Below are 19,928 nucleotides of genomic sequence, written 5' to 3'. Positions count from 1 at the left end.
ATCAACCAGATAATTAAGATATGAGAGACAACCTGCTGCGCCGCCTGGAGCAGATGGCGGCCCGGCGCGAGGAAGTTGCGCGCGAGCTGTCCTCCCCCGAAGTGCTCAGCGACAGCGACCGCTTCCGCCGCCTGTCCCAGGAATACGCCCAGCTCGGCCCCCTCACCGAGACTTTCGGCGCCTACCAGTCGGCGCTGAAGGAAATCGAAAACCTGGAACAGCTGCGCAACGACGCCGAGCTGAAATCCATCGCCGAGGCCGAGCTGCCGGCCCAGATCGCCAGCCGCGACAAGCTGGAGTCCGAGCTGCAGGGCTTCCTGGTGCCGAAGGACCCGCTCGACAGCAGCAACGTCTTCCTCGAAGTGCGCGCCGGCACCGGCGGCGACGAGGCGGCGATCTTCGCCGGCGACCTGTTCCGCATGTACTCGCGCTACGCCGAAACCCTGGGCTGGCAGATCGAAATCCTCTCCGAAAGCCCCGGCGAGCACGGCGGCTACAAGGAGATCATCGCCCGCATCGCCGGCTTCGGCGCCTACTCTCGCCTCAAGTTCGAGTCCGGCGCCCATCGCGTGCAGCGCGTGCCCGCCACCGAGGCGCAGGGCCGCATCCATACCTCCGCCGCCACCGTGGCCGTGCTGCCCGAGATCGAGGCGGCGCAGGCGCAGGAGATCAATCCTGCGGACCTGAAGATCGACACCTATCGCGCCAGCGGCGCCGGCGGCCAGCACGTCAACAAGACCGAGTCGGCCATCCGCATCACCCACATCCCCAGCGGCCTGGTGGTGGAATGCCAGGACGAGCGCTCGCAGCACAAGAACCGTGCCCGCGCCATGAGCCTGCTGTCCTCGCGCCTGCTCGACATGGAGCGCAGCAAGCAGGAAAAGGACATGGCCGCCACGCGCAAGAAGCTGGTCGGCAGCGGCGACCGCTCCGAGCGCATCCGCACCTACAATTTCCCGCAGGGCCGCGTCACCGACCACCGCATCAACCTCACCCTGTACCAGCTCGACCGCATCGTCCAGGGCGATCTCGATCCCGTGATCCAGCCGCTGCTGGCCGAGCACCAGGCAGAGCTGCTGGCCGAAGCGGGCGAAGCCGACTAGATCGCAAACGCCGTGCACGCGCCCGATAATCCGCCCGTACCTCCGCCGCAGGGCAACGCCCCGGGCCGCCTGGCCGACTGGCTCGGCTGGGCCGCGGGGGCCCTGTCGGGCGGCGACAGCCCGCGTCTCGACGCCGAGCTGCTGTTGTGCGAACTGCTCGGCTGCAACCGCACCGGCCTGCTGATCCGCGAAGACGACACGCTCACCGCTGAAACCGCCCTGCGCTACGCCGCCCTGATCGAGCGCCGCCAGCTGGGCGAACCGGTGGCCTACCTCATCGGCCGCCGCGAATTCTGGAGCCTGGACCTGCAGGTCAGCCCCGCCGTGCTGATCCCGCGCCCCGACACCGAGTTGCTGGTCGAATGGGCACTTGAGCGCCTGCGCGGACTGAGCGCGCCGCGCATCGCCGACCTCGGCACCGGCAGCGGCGCCATCGCCCTGGCCCTGGCCAGCGAACGGCCCGATGCGCAGGTGTGCGCCGTGGACGCCTCCGCCGACGCCCTGGCCCAGGCCGCCCACAACGCCCGCCTGCTCGGTCTTGAGCGCGTCGAATTCCGCCTCGGCGACTGGTTCGCGCCGTTGGCCGGTGAATGCTTCGACCTCATCGTGTCGAATCCCCCCTACGTCGCCGAGCAGGATCCGCACCTCGACGCCCTGCGCTTCGAACCCCGCCGCGCCCTCACCGCCGGTGCCGACGGCCTGGCCGACCTGCGCCGCATCAGCGCCGGCGCCCGCGGCCATCTGAAACCGGGTGCCGCCCTGCTGCTGGAACATGGCGCCGATCAGGGCGAAGCCGTGCGCGCCCTGCTGCATCAGCACGGCTATGGCGCAGTCGAGACGCGCCGCGATCTGAACGGCCTCGAGCGTGTCACACTGGGAACCTGCCCATGAGCGACTTTGCCCGTTATTCCCGCCAGATCGTGTTGCGCGAAGTCGGCGTCAACGGCCAGCAGCTATTGCGCGATTCCTCGGTCCTGATCGTCGGCGTCGGCGGCCTCGGCGCGCCGGCCGCGCTGTACCTTGCCGGCGCCGGTCTCGGCCGGCTCATCCTGACCGACCGCGACCGCGTCGAGCCCTCCAATCTCCAGCGCCAGATCGTCTACCGCGGCAGCGACGTCGGCCGCTCCAAGCTCGATGCCGCCGCTGAAGCCCTGCGCGCCCTCAACGCCGAGTGCGAAATCGAAACCCTGCCGGGTCCGCTGGACGAAGCGGGCATGGGCGCCGCCGTGCGCAATGCCGACCTCGTGCTCGATTGCAGCGACAACTTCCCCACGCGGGTCATGCTCAACGCGATCTGCGTCGCCGCCCGCAAGCCCCTGGTCTCCGGCGCCGCCATCCGCTTCGAAGGCCAGCTCGCCCTGTTCGACAGCGCGCGCGGCAGCGCCTGCTACGCCTGCCTCTATCCCGATACCGGCGAGACCCAGGAAACCTGCGAGGAAGCCGGCGTGCTCGGCCCCAGCGTCGGCGTGGTCGGCAGCCTGCAGGCCCTGCTCGCCATCAAGCGCCTGCTCGGCCTGGGCGACGACGCCGGCCGCCTGCACCTGTGGGACGCCTTGCGCATGAGCTGGCGCACCCTCAACATCCCACGCGATCCCAATTGCCCCGTCTGCGGGGCCCGACCCGGAGCAGCCCATGGATAAGCCCGCAAGCCGCGAAACGCCGCTGACGATGCCGCGCCGCTTCGCCATCCGCCTGCTGCACGAGGCGCAACTGGCCGGCGAACACCCCTTCACCGGCGTGGTCGGCACCGGTGCCGAACCGGACCTGTACGTCCCCCTGGTCGGCCCCGCCACCTTGAATGACGGCGTCGCCCACCTGGAAGAACGGAAGCGCGCGCTCTGGGCGATCTACCTGCACCGGCCCGGCCAGCCCACCGCGCTGACTCCGGAAGACTTCGCCGACCGCCCGCAAACCCTGCGCCTGACCAGCTCGCTCGCCACCAAAGGTGTCTTGCAGCTGCGCGCCTGGACCTGCACGGATGGCAAGGTGCGCGAGCGCGAGTTGCACCTCAATGACTGAAAAAGTGATTAGTGGTCAGTGACTAGTGATTAGTAAAAGCTCGAAGCAAAAGCGGCGATTCGTAATCTGATGGCAGGTGGCTTTTCTTTTTACCAGTCACTAACCACCAGTCACTGATCACTGCTTCACTTGATCGGCATCCGCGACTCCGGCAAGGCATCCGGCACATGCACCGGCACGATCAGCATTTCCTGCCCGGCCAGCTGCAAGCGCCGCTGCATCGCCAGCGGCATCTGGTTGTGCAGCAGCCGCCGCCACAGGTTTTCCTTGTCGAAGAACAGCTTGCTGGCGAAGCAGATGCTGTTCGGGAAATCCTTCAGCACCTTGTGCGTCAGCTGCGTCAGCTCTTCCAGCGGATCGCCGCCGTAAGCCTGGTACGAGGTGGCGGCATGGCCCAGGCTGACGCAATAGCTGCAGAAGTAGCGTAGCGAGTTGTCGATCCGCGCCTGCAGCGACTTGATCGAGCGGGCGCTGTCGAAGGCCTGCTTGTCCACTTCGCCCACGGCGACGAAAACGAAATTGTGGAAGCGCCCGGGGAACTGGCGCAGCACCCATTGCAGCATGTGCATGCCGGCGCCGCGGTTGCTGCCAACGAACAGCACCGCGGTCTCCTTGGCCGGGTCGGGCGGCTGCGAAGCGGCGTCGTCGTCCCAGGTCAGCGGCAGCGAATAGCTGTCGTCGACCCGCTCCATCGCCGCCTGCACATCCTCGTAGTGCTTGCGCACGCCGATGCACACCGCCACCACCGTGCTGGTGATGAGCAGGGTGATCCAGCCGCCTTCGGTGAACTTCTCGGCCACCGTCACCATCAGGATGAAGCCGGTGACCAGCAAGCCGAAGCCCGACAGCATCAGCCGGTGCCACCAGCCCTTGACGAAGCGGCGCTGCTCCCACCAGTGCTTGCTCAGGCCGAACAGCGACAACGAGAAGGTCAGGAACACATTGATGCTGTACAGCACCACCAGCAGCGATACCGCGCCGTGGCTCCACAGCAGGATCAGCAGCGCGCCGCCGCCCATCATCAGCACGCCGTTCTGCGTCACCATGCGGCTGGAAAGCTGGCGGAACTGGCGCGGCACCCAGCGATCCGCCGCCATGTTCGCCATTACCGCCGGGCCGCCGAGGAAGCCGGTATTCGCCGCCACCAGCAGCAGCCCGCCCTCCAGTGCCAAGGTCAGCGCCAGGATGCCGGCGTTGAGATGCGGCGATTCGAAGCCCACGCTTTCGATGATCTGCTTGAAGGTCACCGCGTTGAGCGTCTGGCCTTCCACCGGCACCGCCTGCCACAGCAGGTACAGCAGGATGATGCCGCCGGCAGTGAAGGCCAGCGAAGTCGCCATGTAGAACATGGTCAGATGGCCGGTGCGCACGCGCGGCTCGGCCAGCATGTTGATGTTGTTGGATACGGCCTCGATGCCGGTATAGGTGCCGCCGCCGAGCGAGTAGGCGCGCAGGAACAGCGACACCGTGAACACCCAGCCCGACTGGTCGAACAGTTCGTTGGTCTGGCGCAGGGTTTCCGGCATCAGCGTGTCGATCAACTCGGACTTGTGGGCGATGCCGTAGCCGATCAGCAGCGCGTGGCTGACGAAGAAACCGAGGAAGATCGGCAGCAGGATCTGGATCGACTCCTTCATGCCGCGCAGGTTGAGCACGATCAGCAGGCCCACCAGCGCCAGTTCCGTGACGAACTTGTACATCAGCCAGTCCGTCGGCAGCAGGCTGAACACCGCATCCGCCGCGCTGGCCACCGAGATGGTGATGGTCAGCACGTAATCCACGATCAGCGCCGAGCCCGACAGCAGGCCGGCGTAGGGGCCGATCAGGCGCGTCGAGGCCTTGTAGCCGCCGCCGCCGGAGGGGAACAGCTCGATCACCTGGTTGTAGGCCAGGGAAATGACGAATACCGTGATCGCCGTGGCGGCGGCCAGGTACAGCGCCAGGTGCGTGTGCACCCCCAGCGCCAGGAAGGCTTCCTCGGGACCGTAGCAGGCCGAGGACAGGCCGTCCGCCCCCAGCCCGATCCACGCCAGGAACGCCACCAGCACGATGTGCTGGCGCGTATGGGGATTGAGCGGGTCGAGTTTGGCGCCGAGCAGCAGGCGGCGCAGCGCGCGGAGAGAGTTCATGAGTTTGCGGGTTGCCCGCTCAGCGTGCCTGGCGAGGCCGTGAATAGGCTGGCATCTGGTCATTATATCGTCGCCGGCCCGCCGCCGTCGCTCCGGTTCCCCTCAGCGGACCGGCGGCGCCGGCGATCCGCCGTGCGGATTGGCCGCAAAGACAGGCCGCGGCAGCGCCTGCATAAGCTAAAATCCGGCCATACCACCACACCCCATCCGCCTCGCCGCGACCCCATCGCCGCGGGGCTCAACAGGACCCTACATGCGTCTTTCCAAGTATTTCCTCGTCACCACCAAGGAAACGCCGGCCGATGCCGAAGTGGTCAGCCACCAGCTGATGCTGCGCGCCGGCCTGGTGCGCAAGCTCGGCGCCGGGCTCTATACCTGGCTGCCGCTGGGCCTGCGCGTGCTGCAGAAGGTCGAAGCCGTCGTGCGCGAGGAAATGAACCGTGCCGGCGCCCTGGAAGTCCTGTTCCCGCCGCAGGTGCCGGCCGAGCTGTGGCAGGAATCCGGCCGCTACGAGAAATACGGCCCGGAACTGCTGCGCTTCAAGGACCGCCACCAGCGCGACTTCATCCTCGGCCCCACCCACGAGGAAGTGGTCACCGACATGGCGCGGCGCGACATCCGCAGCTACAAGCAGCTGCCGGTGAATTTCTACCAGATCCAGACCAAGTTCCGCGACGAGATCCGGCCGCGCTTTGGCGTCATGCGCGGGCGTGAATTCCTGATGAAGGACGCCTACTCCTTCCACGTCGACGAAGCCGACCTGGTGCGCGAATACCGCAACATGCGCGAGACCTATCGCCGCATCTTCACCCGCATCGGCATCGACTTCCGCATCGTCAAGGCCGACTCCGGCGCCATCGGCGGCGACCGCAGCGAGGAATTCCACGTGCTCGCCAATTCCGGCGAGGATCTGCTGGCGGTGTCCGACACCTCCGATTACGCGGCCAACATCGAGGCCGCGGACACCACGCCGCAGGGCAGCCGTCCCGCCGCCTCGGCGCAACTGGAGAAAGTCGCCACGCCGACGCAGAAGACCTGCGAGGACGTCGCGGCCCTGCTCGGCATCCCGCTGCAAAGCACCGTCAAGCTGATCGTGGCCAAGGGCCGCGACGGTGGACTGGTGGCCCTGGCCGTGCGCGGCGACCACTCGCTCAACGCGGTGAAGGCCGAGAAGCATCCGCAGATCGCCGCGCCCTTCACCCTGGCCAGCGATGCCGAGATCCGCGCCGCCTTCGGCTGCGAGCCGGGCTTCCTCGGCCCGGTCGGTGCCAAACTTACCGTCATCGCCGACCACGCCGCCGCGGTGCTGGCGGACTTCGTCTGCGGCGCCAACGAAGCCGGCTTCCATCTGCGCGGCGTCAACTGGGTGCGCGACGCGGCCGAACCGGAGAGCGCCGACCTGCGCAGCGTCGTTGCCGGCGATCCCAGCCCGGACGGGCAGGGCAAGCTGTCCCTGGTACGCGGCATCGAGGTCGGCCACATCTTCCAGCTCGGCCGCAAGTATTCCGACGCCATGCACCTGAGCGTGCTCGACGAAGCCGGCAAGGAACTGGTTCCGGAGATGGGCTGCTACGGCATCGGCGTCAGCCGCATCGTCGCCGCCGTGATCGAGCAGCGCAACGACGCCGGCGGCATCCTCTGGCCCGATGCCATCGCGCCGTTCCGCGTCATCATCTGCCCCATCGGCCTGGACAAGTCCGCCCCGGTGAAGGAAGCGGTGGAGAAGCTCTACGCCGAGCTCGGCGCCGCCGGCATCGACGTGCTGCTCGACGATCGCGGCCAGCGCCCCGGCTCGATGTTCGCCGACGCCGACCTGATCGGCATTCCGCACCGCATCGTCATCGGCGACAAGGGCCTGGCCAACGCCCAGTTCGAGTACAAGCGCCGCGGCGCCGCCGAAGCCCAGATGATTCCCGCCACGGCGGAAGCGGTGCTGGAAAAGCTGGCCGCGTGATCCGCGCGGGGCGCGCCATCGTCCGTGGCGCGGGCAGCCTCCTGCTGCCCGCGCTGCTGTGCCTGCCGGCCCTGCTGCTGAGCACGACCGCGCAGGCCGGTCCCACCGGCGAGCCGGAACCCGAGTTGCGCGCCCGCCTGGCCCAGGCGATCAAGGAAAGCGACGGCTTCGACGACCGCTACGCCGCCGAAGTCTGGTTCGCCGACATGTCCGGCCGCATGCAGCGCTTCGTGCCGAAAGCCATTCCGGATACCGCCAGGCGGCTCGAATTCCTGCGCCTGGTGCATGCCGAGGCCGCCAAGGCGAAACTCTCGCCGGAGCTGGTGCTGGCGGTGATCAATGTCGAAAGCGGCTTCGACCGCCTGGCCATCTCCAAGTCCGGCGCCTTCGGCTACATGCAGATCATGCCGTTCTGGCTGCAGGAGATCGGGCAGGGCGGCGACAACCTGTTCCAGGCCCGCACCAACCTGCGCATGGGCTGCACCATCCTGCGCTTCTACCTGGACAAGGAGCACAACAACTACAAGCGCGCGCTGGCGCGCTATAACGGCAGCTACGGACGTGCCGACTATTCCTTCCTGGTGCTGCACCTGCTCAACAAGCGCTGGTCGCCGAGCTGAAGCCTTCCGCTTCCGGCCAAGGCACGAACCGCCCCGGCTGTTCCACGGCTCGTCACAAAGCGGCCACAAACCTCATTCAGGCTGCTGAATAATACCGGTGGGTACAGGCCGGCCTCGGATGGCGTGAAGAGATTTCTTATCAGGTGATTGATTTTATTTACAAATATGTCATTGTGCGGAGCAATAAAATTTACTTGCTCAAAATTTGAATCTAGTTCAAAATCCGCCCCTGATTCGTTCGGAGCGAGATTTTGGGGACCAAGGAACGCCGGGTACGCGAGGTTGCAGGGCGCGAGCACCTGTTCCTGGATGCCGCCCGCGACCTGATCCGGCAGGATGGCCTGCTCAACCTGCAGATGGCCCGCATCGCGGAAAAATGTGATTACGCCGTCGGCACGCTGTACCAGCATTTCGCTTCGAAGGAAGACCTGCTGGTGGCGCTGTCCGCCGACAATTCACAACACCGCGTGGACCTGTTCCGCCGCGTCGGTGAATGGAAGGCCGGCACCCGCGACCGCATGGTCGGGATCGCCGTCGCCGACCTGATGTTCGTCAAGCTGTATCCCGAGCACTTCCGGCTGGCCCAGCTGGCCTTCACCGAAGTGGTGTGGAAGGCCGCATCGCCGGAGCGCCGGCGCATGGCGCTGGAAGCCGGCGAACCGCTCGGCCAGATTTGCGACAACATCGTCGAAGAGGCGGTGCGCTGCGGCGACCTCAGGCTCAAGGGCATGACGCCGCAGGAAGTAGGGCTGGGGCCGTGGGCCCTGACCATCGGCACGCACACCATCGTCCATGTCGATGGCGTGCTCGAACAGGGTGACATCGGCGACCCATACCGGCTGATGACGCGGCATCTGCACTACCTGCTGAACGGACTCGACTGGCAGCCGCTGTTCGATCCCTCCGACGAGGCGGCGCTGGACCGGATGATCAAGGGAATCTGCACCGAGGTATTCAATGACATCGTCTGCCAATAACGGCGCTTCGCGCACACTGCGTCGCCACGCCGCCTTGTCGCTGGCCGCGGCCCTGGCCGCCGGCTGCGCCGTCGGCCCCGACTTCAAGCGGCCGGATGCGCCCCAGGGCGACAGCTACACCGCCACGCCGCTGCCGCCGAAGACCGCCGCCAGCGAAGGGCCCGCCGGCGTATCGCAGGCCTACGCCAACGGCGCCGACATCCCGGCGCAGTGGTGGACCCTGTTCCACTCCGACAAGCTCAACGGCCTGGTCGAGCAGGCACTGAAGTCCAGCCCGGACGTGGTCGCGGCCCAGGCCGCCCTGCGCCAGGCCCACGAAAACCTGCTGGCCCAGGAAGGCAGCTTCTTCCCCTCGCTCGACGGCAACGGCTCCGCCGCCCGCCAGAAAGTCTCTGGCGCATCCTTCGGCCAGCCCGGCGGCGGCGGCTCGATCTACAGCCTGTTCAACGCCACCGTCAACGTCTCCTACACCCTCGACGTGTGGGGCGGCATCCGGCGCGGGGTCGAAGCGCAGCAGGCGCAGGCCGACTACCAGAACTTCCAGCTCGAAGCGACCTACCTGACCCTGTCCTCCAACGTCGTCACCACGGCGATCCAGGAAGCCTCGCTGCGCGCGCAGATCGAAGCCACCAACCAGATCATCGAAGCCGACCGCAAGCAGCTCGAAACAGTCAAGCGCCAGCTCAGCCTGGGCGGTGTGTCGCGGCTCGACGTGCTGACCCAGCAGACCCAGCTCGCCAACGAAGTGGCGACCCTGCCGCCGCTGCAGAAGCAGCTCCAGCAGAACCGCGACCTGCTGGCCACGTTGCTCGGCCAGTTGCCGAGCCAGCAGCCGGACGTGCAGTTCGTGCTCGACGACCTGCAATTGCCGCAGGACCTGCCGCTCAGCCTGCCGTCGCAGCTGGTGGCGCAGCGTCCCGACGTGCGCGCGCAGGAAGCCCTGCTGCACCAGGCCAGCGCCCAGATCGGCGTGGCCACCGCCAACATGCTGCCGCAGATCACCATCAGCGGCGAGTTCGGCGGCACCAGCACCAACATCTCGGACCTGCTCAAGAGCAGCAGCAATGTCTGGAGCCTGACCGGCGGCATCACCCAGCCGATCTTCCACGGCGGGGAACTGATCCACAAGAAGCGCGCCGCCGTCGCCGCCTACGACCAGGCCGCCGCGCAGTACCGCGGCACCGTGCTGACCGCCTTCCGCAACGTCGCCGACGCCCTGCATGCGCTGAACGCCGACGCCGATGCATTGCAGCAGCAGGACCTCGCCACGCAGGCCGCGGCCGATACCCTCAAGGTCAGCCGCAGCCGTTACCAGTCCGGCTCGATCAGCTCGCTCGACCTGCTGGTGGTCGAACGCACCTACCAGCAGGCGCGCATCGCCCAGCTGCAGGCGCAGGCGGCGCGTTACGCCGACACCGCGGCGCTGTTCCAGGCGCTCGGCGGCGGCTGGTGGAATCGCAACGACACCGTCGCCCAGGCCGCCCCCAAGCCCTGAAGCGTCCGGTTTTGAAAGACACGGAATTAAAAGTTTGAATACGGAGACAACCATGCAAGGCTGGTTTTCGCGCAATAAAGCCTGGTTCATCGTCATCGCCCTGATCCTCGGGCTGGTGCTCGTGCTCGGCGGCATCAAGGGCTACAGGATCTACAGCATGATCCAGGGCTTCAAGGCCCAGGGCGTGCCCAAGCAGACCGTGTCCAGCATGAAGGCCGCCTTCGAGGACTGGCGCCCGCAGCTGACCGCGGTCGGCAGCCTGCGCGCCGAGCGCGGGGCCGACCTCAGCGCCGAAGTGTCCGGCATCGTCGACAGCATCCAGTTCAAGTCCGGCGACGAGGTCAAGGCCGGCCAGCTGCTGATGCAGCTGCGCTCCGCCGACGATGTCGCCCACCTGGAGTCGCTCAAGGCTTCCGCCGCACTGGCCGAGACCGTCTACAACCGCGACAAGGCCCAGTTCCAGGCCGAGGCCATCAGCCAGGCCGTGCTCGACTCCGACGCCGCCAACCTGCGCAGCGCCAAGGCCCAGGTAGCCGAGCAGCAGGCCATCGTCGACAAGAAGTTCATCCGCGCGCCCTTCGGCGGCAAGCTCGGCATCCGCGCCGTCGATCTCGGCCAGTACCTTTCGCCGGGCACCAAGATCGTCAACCTGCAGCAGCTCGACCCGATCTTCGTCGACTTCTACCTGCCGCAGCAGGCCCTGGCCCAGATCGTCATCGGCCAGAAGGTCGCCACGGTCAGCGACACCTTCCCGGATCTGACCTTCAACGGCGAGATCGCCGCCATCGACCCGCAGGTCGATACCGACACCCGCAACGTGCAGGTGCGGGCCATGGTGAAGAACCCCGAGCACAAGCTGCTGCCCGGCATGTTCGCCAAGGTCACCATCGAGGTCGGGGAACAGCAGCGCTACCTGACGCTGCCGCAGAACGCCATCACCTTCAATCCCTACGGCGAAGCGGTGTTCATCGTCACCACCGCCGGCAAGCTGCAGCAGGAGAGCGACGCCAAGACCAAGGCCGAGGGCGGCAAGCCGGCCGCGGCGGCGCCGGGCGCGCCCGCCACCGATCCGCAGCAGCTGGTGGCCAAGCAGGTGTTCGTCACCGTCGGTCCGACGCGCGGCGACCAGATCGCCATCCTCAAGGGTGTCGAGGAAGGGCAGGAGGTCGTCACCAGCGGCCAGCTCAAGCTCAAGACCGGCACCGCCATCGTCATCAACAACGCGGTGCAGCCCGCCAACGACCCGAATCCCAAGCCGGTTGAAGAATAACCGGGGCGCCAGGACATGAAATTCACCGATATTTTCATCCGCAACCCGGTCCTCGCCACCGTCATCAGCCTGCTGATCCTGGTGCTGGGCCTGCGCGCGCTGTTCGGCCTGCCGGTGCGCCAGTTCCCCAAGTCGGAAATCGCCACCGTCACGGTGACGACCACCTACTACGGCGCCAACTCCGACGTCATCGCCGGCTTCATCACCACGCCGCTGGAAGCCGCCATCGCCCAGGCCCAGGGCATCGACTACCTCAGCTCCACCAGCCTCAGCGGCGTCAGCACCATCACCGCCAGCCTGCGCCTGAACTACGACGCCAACCGCGCGCTCAACGAGATCAACACCAAGGTCAGCTCGGTCCTCAACCAGCTGCCCTCGGGCACGCAGCAACCGCAGCTCACCGTGTCCACCGGCGAGACCACGGACTCGATGTACATCTCGTTCTCCAGCGAGGTGCTGCCGGCCAACAAGATCACCGACTACCTGATCCGCGTGGTGCAGCCCAAGCTGCAGACCGTCCCCGGCGTGCAGCAGGCGGAAATCGTCGGCACCAAGCAGTTCGCCCTGCGCGCCTGGCTCGACCCGGACCGCCTGGCCGCCATGGGCCTCACCGCGGCCGACGTCTACACCGCCCTGAGCAAGAACAACTACATCTCCGCCCTGGGCAGCAGCAAGGGCCAGATGGTCAGCGTCGACATCACCGCCGGCACCGACCTGCACTCTGTGCAGGAATTCAAGAACATGGTGGTGAAGAACAAGGGCGACTCCATCGTCCGCCTGCAGGACGTGGCCAACGTCGTGCTCGGCGCCGAGGACTACAACTTCAGCGCCCTCATGAACGGCAAGCCGGCCGTGTTCATCGGCATCAAGGTGGCGCCCGACGCCAACCTGCTCAGCGTCATCGGCGACGTGCGCAAGGCCTTCCCGGACATCAAGCAGCAGTTGCCGGACGGCCTCAACGGCAGCATCGTCTACGACGCCACCGACTACATCAACAGCTCGATCAAGGAAGTGGTCAAGACCCTGGCGGAGGCCCTGGTCATCGTCACCCTGGTGATCTTCCTGTTCCTCGGCGCGCCGCGCTCGGTGGTCATCCCCACCATCGCCATCCCACTGTCCCTGATCGGCGCCTTCTTCGTCATGCTGGCGCTGGGCTACTCCATCAACCTGCTGACCCTGCTGGCCCTGGTGCTGGCCATCGGCCTGGTGGTGGACGACGCCATCATCGTGGTGGAGAACGTCGACCGCCACATCAAGGAGGGCCTCAAGCCCTTCGACGCGGCGATCCAGGGCGCGCGCGAACTGGCCGGCCCCATCATCGCCATCTCGGTGGTGCTGATCGCGGTCTACGTGCCCATCGGCTTCCAGGGCGGCCTGACCGGTTCGCTGTTCTCCGAGTTTGCCTTCACCCTGGCCGGCGCCGTGGCCGTGTCCGCGGTGATCGCCCTGACCCTGTCGCCGATGATGGCCTCGCTGTTCCTGCGCGCCGACCAGCACGAGAGCAAGCTGGTGCAGCAGATCGACCGCAATTTCGACCGGGCCCGCGGCTTGTATGAACGGATGCTGGGTGGCGCACTGCGCACCTGGCCCGCAGTGGTGGTGTTCGGCTTCGTCATCATTGGCCTGATCTTCGTCATGTTCAAGTTCTCGCAGGAGGAACTGGCGCCGCAGGAAGACCAGAGCTTCATGATCGTCTACGGCTACGCCGAGCCCAACGCCACCGCGCAGCAGATGGACGCCTACGGCAAGCAGATCCGCGGCATGGTCGACAGCCACCCGGAAAAGCAGAACCTATTCCAGTTCACCGGCGCCAACGGCAACAACACCACCCTCAGCGGCCTCATCCTCAAGCCCTGGAGCGAGCGCAAGCTCAATGCCGACGCCCTGCAGAACGCCATCCAGCAGCAGGTCAACACGGTGTCGGGCGCCACCGTCTACGCCTCGCAGCCGGCACCGCTGCCCACCGGCACCGGCGGCGTCAACACCGCGGTGGCCTTCGTCATCGGCACCACCGAGCCGTTCAGCAATCTCGACGAAGTCGCAGGCTCCATCCTCGACGCCGCGCAGAAGAGCGGCAAGTTCTACTACATCGACACCGACCTCAAGCTGAACAAGCCGCAGGTGACGGTGGAAGTGCAGCGCGACAAGGTGGCCGCGCTGGGCCTGGCCATGCAGGACGTCGGCTCCGCCCTGGGCGCCATGCTCGGCGGCGGCTACGTCAACTACTTCAGCATTGCCGGCCGCTCCTACAAGGTCATCCCGCAGGTGGCGCAGGTCAACCGCATCAACCCGGACCAGCTCAACAACTACTACATCCGTGCCGCCAACGGCGCGGTGGTCCCGGCGTCGACGGTGATCTCGCTCAAGACCGAGACCATTCCCACCCGCGTCAGCCACTTCCAGCAGCTCAACTCCGCCACCTTCAGCGGCGTGCCCTCCGGCACCCTGGGCGAAGCCCTGGATTACCTGAAAGGCCTGGCCAAGCAGATGGCGCCGCGCGGCTACAGCGTCGACTTCGCCGGCCAGTCGCGCCAGTACGTGCAGGAAAGCAGCTCTTTCGCGGTGACCTTCATGTTCGCCGTCATCATCATCTTCCTGGCGCTGGCGGCGCAGTTCGGCAGCTTCCGCGACCCGCTGATCGTGATGATGTCGGTGCCGATGGCGATCTTCGGCGCCATGGTGTTCATCTTCCTCGGCTTCGAGAAAGCCACCTTGAACATCTACACCAAGGTCGGCCTCGTCACCCTGATCGGCCTCATCGCCAAGCACGGCATCCTCATCGTGCAGTTCGCCAACGACGAGCAGCGGCGCGGCAAGCCCAAGCTCGAGGCCATCATGAGCGCGGCCGGCGTGCGACTGCGCCCGATCCTGATGACCACCTTCTCCATGGTCCTGGGCGTGGTGCCCCTGGTCATCGCCAGCGGCGCCGGCGCCGTGGGCCGCAACCACATGGGTTTGGTGATCTTCACCGGCATCTCCATCGGCACCCTCTTCACCCTGTTCGTGGTGCCCGCCATGTACCTGTTCCTCGGTGCCGACCACCACGAAGACCGCAAGGAATCGGCGCCGGCCGAACCCGCCGCGCACTGAAGGCCGCGACGGCGGCGCGGAACCCCTCGCGCCGCCGTTTCCCGCTATCGGCCGAAACCGGCCAGGGCGGGCACTTCCGGCCCGTTTTCATGGTCAAATCAGGGTGCGTCGAAGCGTACTGCCGCAAGCCTGTGCAGCCGGAATGCGCTTTCGGCCGCAGGGGGCCGCCACGGTGCCGCGGCTTTGACTAAAATAACGTGACAGAGCCGTGACGGCGCAGCGCATCGAGCGCCGGCACCGGCAATAGGAACCAGGACCGGGACTCCGATGCAAACCGCTGTCGAGATCAAGCAGACCATCGAAGCGCAGGCCGCAAAGCCTGACCTGCACACGCGCGCGCATACCCTGGGCGGCAAGACCGCCTTCGGCCGCTTCGCCCTGCGCCTCCAGGACCGCCTCGAACGCGCCGTAGCGCGCGTCTCGGTGCTGCCGGATTCGGCCGTCTACAATCCCGCCGACTTCCCCTGGACGCGCAACTTCGAAGCCAACTGGCGCACCATCCGCGCCGAGCTGGACGAAGTGCTGCAATACCGCGACCAGATGCCCAGCTTCCACGAAATCATCAAGGAAGTCGGCACCATCACCTCCGACGACAGCTGGAAGACCTTCTTCCTGCTCGGCGCCGGCATGGACTGCAGCGGCAACGCGAAGCGCTGCCCCGAGACCATGCGCCTGCTGCAAGGCATCCCCGGCGCCAGCACCGCCTTCTTCAGCATCCTCTCCCCGGGCAAGCACATCCCGGCCCACCGCGGCGCCTACAACGGCGTCCTGCGCTTCCATCTCGGCCTGCTCGTGCCCGAGCCGCGCGAGCGTTGCCGCATCCGCATCGGCAACCAGATCCACTCCTGGAATGAAGGCGAATCGCTGATCTTCGACGACAGCTTCAACCACGAAGTGTGGAACGACACCGACGGCTGGCGCGTCGTCCTCTTCGTCGACTTCGCCCGCCCGCTGCGCCAACCCTGGCACTGGCTCAACCGCTCCTTCATCGGCATGGGTCCCCTGGCGCCGTTCCTGCGCGAAGCTGGGCAGAAGCAGAAGGCCTGGGAAAAGAAGTTCTATCCCAAGGGCTGAGTCGATCGCCTGAATTGCCGGGCAAGTACGCTCTGAAAACGCCATGGATGGAGGTCAGCCAGGCGATTTCAACGCGTGTATGGGGCTGCCGGCGGAAGAAATGTCCGCATTGGAGAACAGGTGCGTTCGTCTGCTACCGCAAAGCAGTCAATCCCCAACGACTGCTTTGGGATAGGCTAACTCTGCGCTAGGCTCCACATTCTATGCAGCCTTACCTACTTCATCTGAAAACCAGCATCACTCCCAGTTGACCGATGACTGGCTATCTCTCGGGGCCCACGTCGATCTGTTCTATGAGTCGTATTCCGCTAGCCTGTGCACGAGCGAGATCGTAAGGCGATCGTCGTTTTGATTCGTGGGCTGACATCTGGAGTTTCGTTGACGATGCCAGGTGGCGCCAAGAAGTTGAAGGGCGCACTCCTGGCGCCTCAGGGTGGAATCGGCCCGAAGCGGCTCTCGCGAACGACGGCTTTAGAATAGCCTTGTGAAATGGGAGTGCGAATGGATCAGATAGTAAAGACCATCTATAGCACTGACGTCGAACGCGTCGTTTAGATTTTCCGGCGCCCGGATGGGCTCTCGAGCTCCGCGGAAGTCAAGCAAAATGAGATTCCTACCTCGGGTCGCCAATGGCGCCGCGATCTGGCGGGTGGCAGCAGGCGGTGCGGCTCATTGTATGATTCTGCCGATATAGCTGAGCGAGAAGCTGGAGCGATCGTTCGATGGTGAGTAGCGGAAGGGTCGTAATATATTCGGCCGAGTTCTGCCCACGGCGCAGGAATGGACAAGTCTCAAAAGCAGCCGCTGAGCGGCCGGCGCACAGTTCAGTGTGCCAGACGGTGCAAGGGAGGTAGCGGCGACGATAGCCTGGTTAGGCCGGCTGCATGAAAGAGTCTCGCCGGCCAGACGGCCGGCGAGACTATCATGCGAAAAAGCTCAGAACAGGCTGGGCAGCACCGCGGTGCCTTCCTTCTGCACCGCCTGCAGCTGCGTCGGATCCAAGCCCAGGGCCTTGAGGATGGTCGGCGCGACCTGTGTGGTGCTGACCTGAGCGGCGACGTTGGTGCTCTTCAGTCCGGTCATCGACACCAGCAGCAGCACATTGGTGTCGTCCACCGTGCCGCCGCCGTGCTCGGCGATCTTCTTCGAGCTGCCCGAGTAGATCACGCCGGCATTTGGCTGGATCACCACGTTCGGTGCCCGCGCCGCAGCCACCGGATCGCTGGAGGTGGGATCGCCGTAGATCGCAGCCAGTGCGGAACCGGAGTTGATGCTATTGGCGAAGATGGTGCCAGTCGGCAGTTTGTCGGCGAAGATCTTGCTCGCATTGCTCTGCAGCTGCGCTACCACGTTGGCCGCATTCGACTGAGTCTCCAGCCACAACAGGCCGGTGTCATCGGTCTGGAAGTGGCCATTGGTCGAATAGACACTGCCGCTGTTGGGGTTGGTGAAGCTCGACGGCGAATCCACGGTGGCATCGGCCATGGCAATAAAGCCGGAGGGATCCTGCACCGTAGCATTGCCGCTGCCGCCGCTTTCCATCGCCAACGTGGTCTTGTCGATTGGCGACTGGCCGTGCTTGGCGCTGACGATGATCAGCGTTGAGTCGAGCAGACCCTTGGCCTTCAGCTCGGCCACCATCTTGCCGATCGAGGCGTCGGTATGGGCGATGGCGCCATTTAGCACACTGTTGGGCGTGGCTTTGGCATCGATGTAGCCACCCACCGGAAGCTTCTCCCCGACGCTGACCGTCTGGAAGTTCATACCGAACACCTGCGGTACGCCGGGCGTGCCGCTGCCGTCCGACTTCTTGCCGTCGATCTGGTTGATGATTGCCTGCACCTTGACGTCGTCATAGGCCTCCACCGCCGGTACGCAGGTGGTGTAGTCGCTCACCTTCTTCACCGGCAGCGAATTCGTACCATCGCACTGCGCCAGCGTGGCCGACAGGTTGACGCCATTGACGATGCCGCCGTTGGTGATCAGTGAGTTGATCTCCGGCGTGTAGAGGTCGGCGATGCCGCTGCCGGAAGGGCCGTTGAGCAGGTCGTAGGCCGGGTGCTTGTCAGACCAGGCGGTCAGACCGCCGGCGGCCTTGACCACTTCGAATAGGGTATTGACCTTGACGAAGCTGTGCGGGTAGACCGGCGTGCAGTTGCCGGCGGAGTCCTTTTGCAATGGCAGGTTGGCCGGGTTGATCACGCCGGCCCCGTTTCCGGTGCCGCTGAACAGCTTGCTGTCGTCGAAGTCGATGCTCTCGTCATACACCGCCTCGATACCGGTGGAAGTGCCGGCGCACTTGCTGCCAGGCGCATAAAGCGTGCGGTCGTAGCTGTCGTCGTAATACACACCGGTGGTCTTGGGCGTGCCGCCGGTGACCATTGACAACATGCCGGGGAAGGAGTCCGACGGCGTAGTGGTGTGGGCGTTGGCGTAGACCACACCGGTACCGACCAACTGCGCCAGCGTGGACATGGGATTGGCGCCGATCCAGTAGTTGAGATCGGCCTGGTGGAAGCCGTCAATGCTGATGAGCAGCACGCGCTTGGCGCTCAGGCTGGCGCTGCTGCCATTGTCGTTGTTGTTGCTGCACCCGACGACGGCGCCGAGAACCAGCATGGAAAACGCCAAGCCGAGCGCAAGCCCGGATTTCTTTTGCATCATAGTGTTTCGTGCTCCGTGGTGGTTGTCGCTTTGTTTTTCACCGGCAAGCCTAACCACGGCATATGACGTTGCCTTTACATTAATTTACATTTTGCTTTCAACGGGCTCGCGACGATGAAATGCGACGGCTGCGGGGCATTGATGCATGTGGAGGCACTGAGCCCTTCGGCTTGGCGCCTGAGTTGCCAGTGCGGAAAATACAATGACACTCTCAAGGGGCTTTAACGGCCCAATCCGGCCGTTCGCCAACGGCCGCTTTGGAGTAGGCTAAGGTCCATGTTTCCTTGGTTAGACGCCGGCATGACGCTTCTTGTGAGCGTAGGGCTTGTCGGGGTTATGAGGCGCGCTCGTTCCCAGTCAAGAGGGGCACCGATTCTTCTGTTTCTGGGGATCGGCGCAGCGTCCTTGGCTGCGGGCGTGACGATGGACCCGTTTGGTTCATGGCAGTGCATTCCACTTCGTTACAGGAATGGCGTATTTGAGGGCATCGTGATCTGGCAAGTGATCTTTGCGTCCGCGCTAAGCGCGGGAGCGGCTTACCTGCGCACGGGCAGCCATAGGCTGTGGGTTCCCATCTGTGTATCCGCTCTGTGTTTCGTCGTGTTGAGTGTTCGAATTCAGACTGCCGAAAAGTCTTCGGCAACCTTCGAGTTGGGCACCACGGTAGCCCGTGTAGGTTGAGGTGAGTACGAATCTCGATATAACAATCGGCACCAACCGGCCCCTACCGGCCAGTCATGAACGACAGGTTCCGGGTGGTCTACCAGAGCGATCAGCTTTCGCGGGGATAGAGGCAGATATGGGATTGTCAACGGCGGGCATAACCCTGTGAAGAACAATGCCCTGGTCACTTTGTTGGCGCCACTCTTCGCAAGCTACAAGAAGCCAATGATTCCGGCCAGCGATGCAGCACTACGCAAGTTCAAGGTCATGGCCGCCGAACGAAATGTCCCCGCGGATGTTGTAGAACAGCTAACAGATTTTTATTCAGTCGTTGATGGCGTCCCAGGGCTTGATTCTCTATCTATTCACAAGTGCGCAGACATTATTGTTTTTGAGTGGTGGAGTGACGGCGAGCTTTGGCTAGGCCAGCGTGATTTTTATATATTGCGTTGGCACAAAAACAAGTATTGCGTGGGAAGCGCTGGCACGATCAGCTTCTCGCCTGCGCATGAGTTCCATACGCTAGCAGAAGGAGTTGGTCATATGGTCGGTCTGTACGCGCAAGGAAGCGCAGGCTAGCAGTCCTAGCCCACGATCGGATTGGCTGCTCAGCGCCTAGCACCCTTTCCACGACTGCACCGCTCATCTGGCAGCTTTTCGGCGGCGAATCTTAGGGGCCGACCGGCGGCTCTTGGCACTAACCTGCCGGTCGCCCGTCCACGGCCGGTTTGTGGCGGAGTGAGACAAAGCAGAAAAAACAATAAGCGGACATCGTTTAAGCGCCTGAATAGCCAGTGCTTCCGGTGGCGTGTTGCATGCCCGAACCAAGCCCTGCCATTCGCATCATCGACAGATTGTGAGGCCGTGCTT

14 protein-coding genes are annotated in these 19,928 nt (G+C 65.0%); 12 read left to right on the top strand and 2 right to left on the bottom strand.

All coding sequences use genetic code 11. From position 1 onward, the window contains the following. Positions 1 to 20 precede the first annotated feature (20 nt). The 4 genes from prfA to BP26_RS0105855 all read left to right on the top strand — a co-directional run bounded on the left by prfA (position 21) and on the right by BP26_RS0105855 (position 3,122). Positions 21 to 1,103: a peptide chain release factor 1 gene (gene prfA, locus BP26_RS0105870; protein WP_029919645.1), complete on the top strand. Its 1,083-nt coding sequence runs from the start codon at positions 21 to 23 to the stop codon at positions 1,101 to 1,103. 69 nt (positions 1,104 to 1,172) lie between these two features. Next, positions 1,173 to 1,994 carry a peptide chain release factor N(5)-glutamine methyltransferase gene (prmC, locus tag BP26_RS0105865; RefSeq protein ID WP_029919644.1) on the top strand — a complete coding sequence of 274 codons (822 nt, stop codon included), beginning with the start codon at positions 1,173 to 1,175 and terminating at the stop codon, positions 1,992 to 1,994. Beyond that, complete coding sequence (locus tag BP26_RS0105860) at positions 1,991 to 2,743, top strand: HesA/MoeB/ThiF family protein (RefSeq protein ID WP_029919643.1); 753 nt, start codon at positions 1,991 to 1,993, stop codon at positions 2,741 to 2,743. Before prmC ends, BP26_RS0105860 begins: the two co-directional genes overlap by 4 nt. Continuing rightward, positions 2,736 to 3,122, top strand: a complete 387-nt coding sequence (locus tag BP26_RS0105855; RefSeq protein ID WP_029919642.1) for a hypothetical protein — start codon at positions 2,736 to 2,738, stop codon at positions 3,120 to 3,122. Before BP26_RS0105860 ends, BP26_RS0105855 begins: the two co-directional genes overlap by 8 nt. Positions 3,123 to 3,247: 125 nt before the next feature. On the opposite strand, the gene BP26_RS0105850 is transcribed toward BP26_RS0105855, so the two are convergent. After that, positions 3,248 to 5,251: an APC family permease gene (locus BP26_RS0105850; RefSeq protein ID WP_029919641.1), complete on the bottom strand. Its 2,004-nt coding sequence runs from the start codon at positions 5,249 to 5,251 to the stop codon at positions 3,248 to 3,250. Positions 5,252 to 5,504: 253 nt separating this feature from the next. On the opposite strand from BP26_RS0105850, the gene BP26_RS0105845 reads away from it, so the two are divergent. From BP26_RS0105845 to BP26_RS0105815, 7 genes are all read left to right on the top strand, one after another. Next, on the top strand, positions 5,505 to 7,205 hold the full coding sequence (locus BP26_RS0105845; protein WP_029919640.1) for a proline--tRNA ligase: 1,701 nt from the start codon (positions 5,505 to 5,507) through the stop codon (positions 7,203 to 7,205). Continuing rightward, on the top strand, positions 7,202 to 7,825 hold the full coding sequence (locus BP26_RS0105840; RefSeq protein ID WP_245611722.1) for a lytic transglycosylase domain-containing protein: 624 nt from the start codon (positions 7,202 to 7,204) through the stop codon (positions 7,823 to 7,825). Before BP26_RS0105845 ends, BP26_RS0105840 begins: the two co-directional genes overlap by 4 nt. Before the next feature lie 251 nt (positions 7,826 to 8,076). Next, positions 8,077 to 8,802, top strand: a complete 726-nt coding sequence (locus tag BP26_RS0105835) for a TetR/AcrR family transcriptional regulator (RefSeq protein WP_029919638.1) — start codon at positions 8,077 to 8,079, stop codon at positions 8,800 to 8,802. Beyond that, the gene (locus tag BP26_RS0105830) at positions 8,783 to 10,297 is read left to right on the top strand and encodes an efflux transporter outer membrane subunit (protein WP_029919637.1); all 1,515 of its coding nucleotides are present in this window, start codon (positions 8,783 to 8,785) and stop codon (positions 10,295 to 10,297) included. Before BP26_RS0105835 ends, BP26_RS0105830 begins: the two co-directional genes overlap by 20 nt. Before the next feature lie 52 nt (positions 10,298 to 10,349). After that, complete coding sequence (locus BP26_RS0105825; RefSeq protein WP_036516200.1) at positions 10,350 to 11,567, top strand: efflux RND transporter periplasmic adaptor subunit; 1,218 nt, start codon at positions 10,350 to 10,352, stop codon at positions 11,565 to 11,567. 15 nt (positions 11,568 to 11,582) lie between these two features. Beyond that, positions 11,583 to 14,657: an efflux RND transporter permease subunit gene (locus BP26_RS0105820; RefSeq protein WP_029919635.1), complete on the top strand. Its 3,075-nt coding sequence runs from the start codon at positions 11,583 to 11,585 to the stop codon at positions 14,655 to 14,657. Between the two features lie 267 nt (positions 14,658 to 14,924). Continuing rightward, entirely contained in the window at positions 14,925 to 15,731 is an 807-nt protein-coding gene (locus BP26_RS0105815) for an aspartyl/asparaginyl beta-hydroxylase domain-containing protein (RefSeq protein ID WP_051748412.1), read from the top strand. A 936-nt stretch (positions 15,732 to 16,667) separates the two neighbouring features. Here BP26_RS0105815 and BP26_RS0105810 read toward each other — a convergent pair. Then, positions 16,668 to 18,395, bottom strand: a complete 1,728-nt coding sequence (locus tag BP26_RS0105810) for an alkaline phosphatase family protein (protein WP_029919633.1) — start codon at positions 18,393 to 18,395, stop codon at positions 16,668 to 16,670. Between the two features lie 828 nt (positions 18,396 to 19,223). On the opposite strand from BP26_RS0105810, the gene BP26_RS29225 reads away from it, so the two are divergent. After that, on the top strand, positions 19,224 to 19,637 hold the full coding sequence (locus tag BP26_RS29225; RefSeq protein ID WP_157572382.1) for a hypothetical protein: 414 nt from the start codon (positions 19,224 to 19,226) through the stop codon (positions 19,635 to 19,637). The last annotated feature ends 291 nt before the right edge of the window (positions 19,638 to 19,928 follow it).

Origin of the sequence: Nevskia soli DSM 19509, from assembly GCF_000711955.1 — a bacterium.
Classification (GTDB): Bacteria; Pseudomonadota; Gammaproteobacteria; order Nevskiales; family Nevskiaceae; genus Nevskia; species Nevskia soli.
This window is presented reverse-complemented; position numbering and strand designations above follow the sequence as displayed.

Bases quoted from the DNA above. Each gene is read 5' to 3' on its own strand.
- BP26_RS0105830 (WP_029919637.1), top strand. From the start codon at position 8,783: ATGACATCGTCTGCCAATAACGGCGCTTCGCGCACACTGCGTCGCCAC.
- BP26_RS0105845 (WP_029919640.1), top strand. From the start codon at position 5,505: ATGCGTCTTTCCAAGTATTTCCTCGTCACCACCAAGGAAACGCCGGCC.
- BP26_RS0105815 (WP_051748412.1), top strand. From the start codon at position 14,925: ATGCAAACCGCTGTCGAGATCAAGCAGACCATCGAAGCGCAGGCCGCA.
- BP26_RS0105860 (WP_029919643.1), top strand. From the start codon at position 1,991: ATGAGCGACTTTGCCCGTTATTCCCGCCAGATCGTGTTGCGCGAAGTC.
- BP26_RS0105850 (WP_029919641.1), bottom strand. From the start codon at position 5,251: ATGAACTCTCTCCGCGCGCTGCGCCGCCTGCTGCTCGGCGCCAAACTC.
- BP26_RS0105825 (WP_036516200.1), top strand. From the start codon at position 10,350: ATGCAAGGCTGGTTTTCGCGCAATAAAGCCTGGTTCATCGTCATCGCC.
- BP26_RS0105820 (WP_029919635.1), top strand. From the start codon at position 11,583: ATGAAATTCACCGATATTTTCATCCGCAACCCGGTCCTCGCCACCGTC.
- prfA (WP_029919645.1), top strand. From the start codon at position 21: ATGAGAGACAACCTGCTGCGCCGCCTGGAGCAGATGGCGGCCCGGCGC.
- BP26_RS0105855 (WP_029919642.1), top strand. From the start codon at position 2,736: ATGGATAAGCCCGCAAGCCGCGAAACGCCGCTGACGATGCCGCGCCGC.
- BP26_RS0105810 (WP_029919633.1), bottom strand. From the start codon at position 18,395: ATGATGCAAAAGAAATCCGGGCTTGCGCTCGGCTTGGCGTTTTCCATG.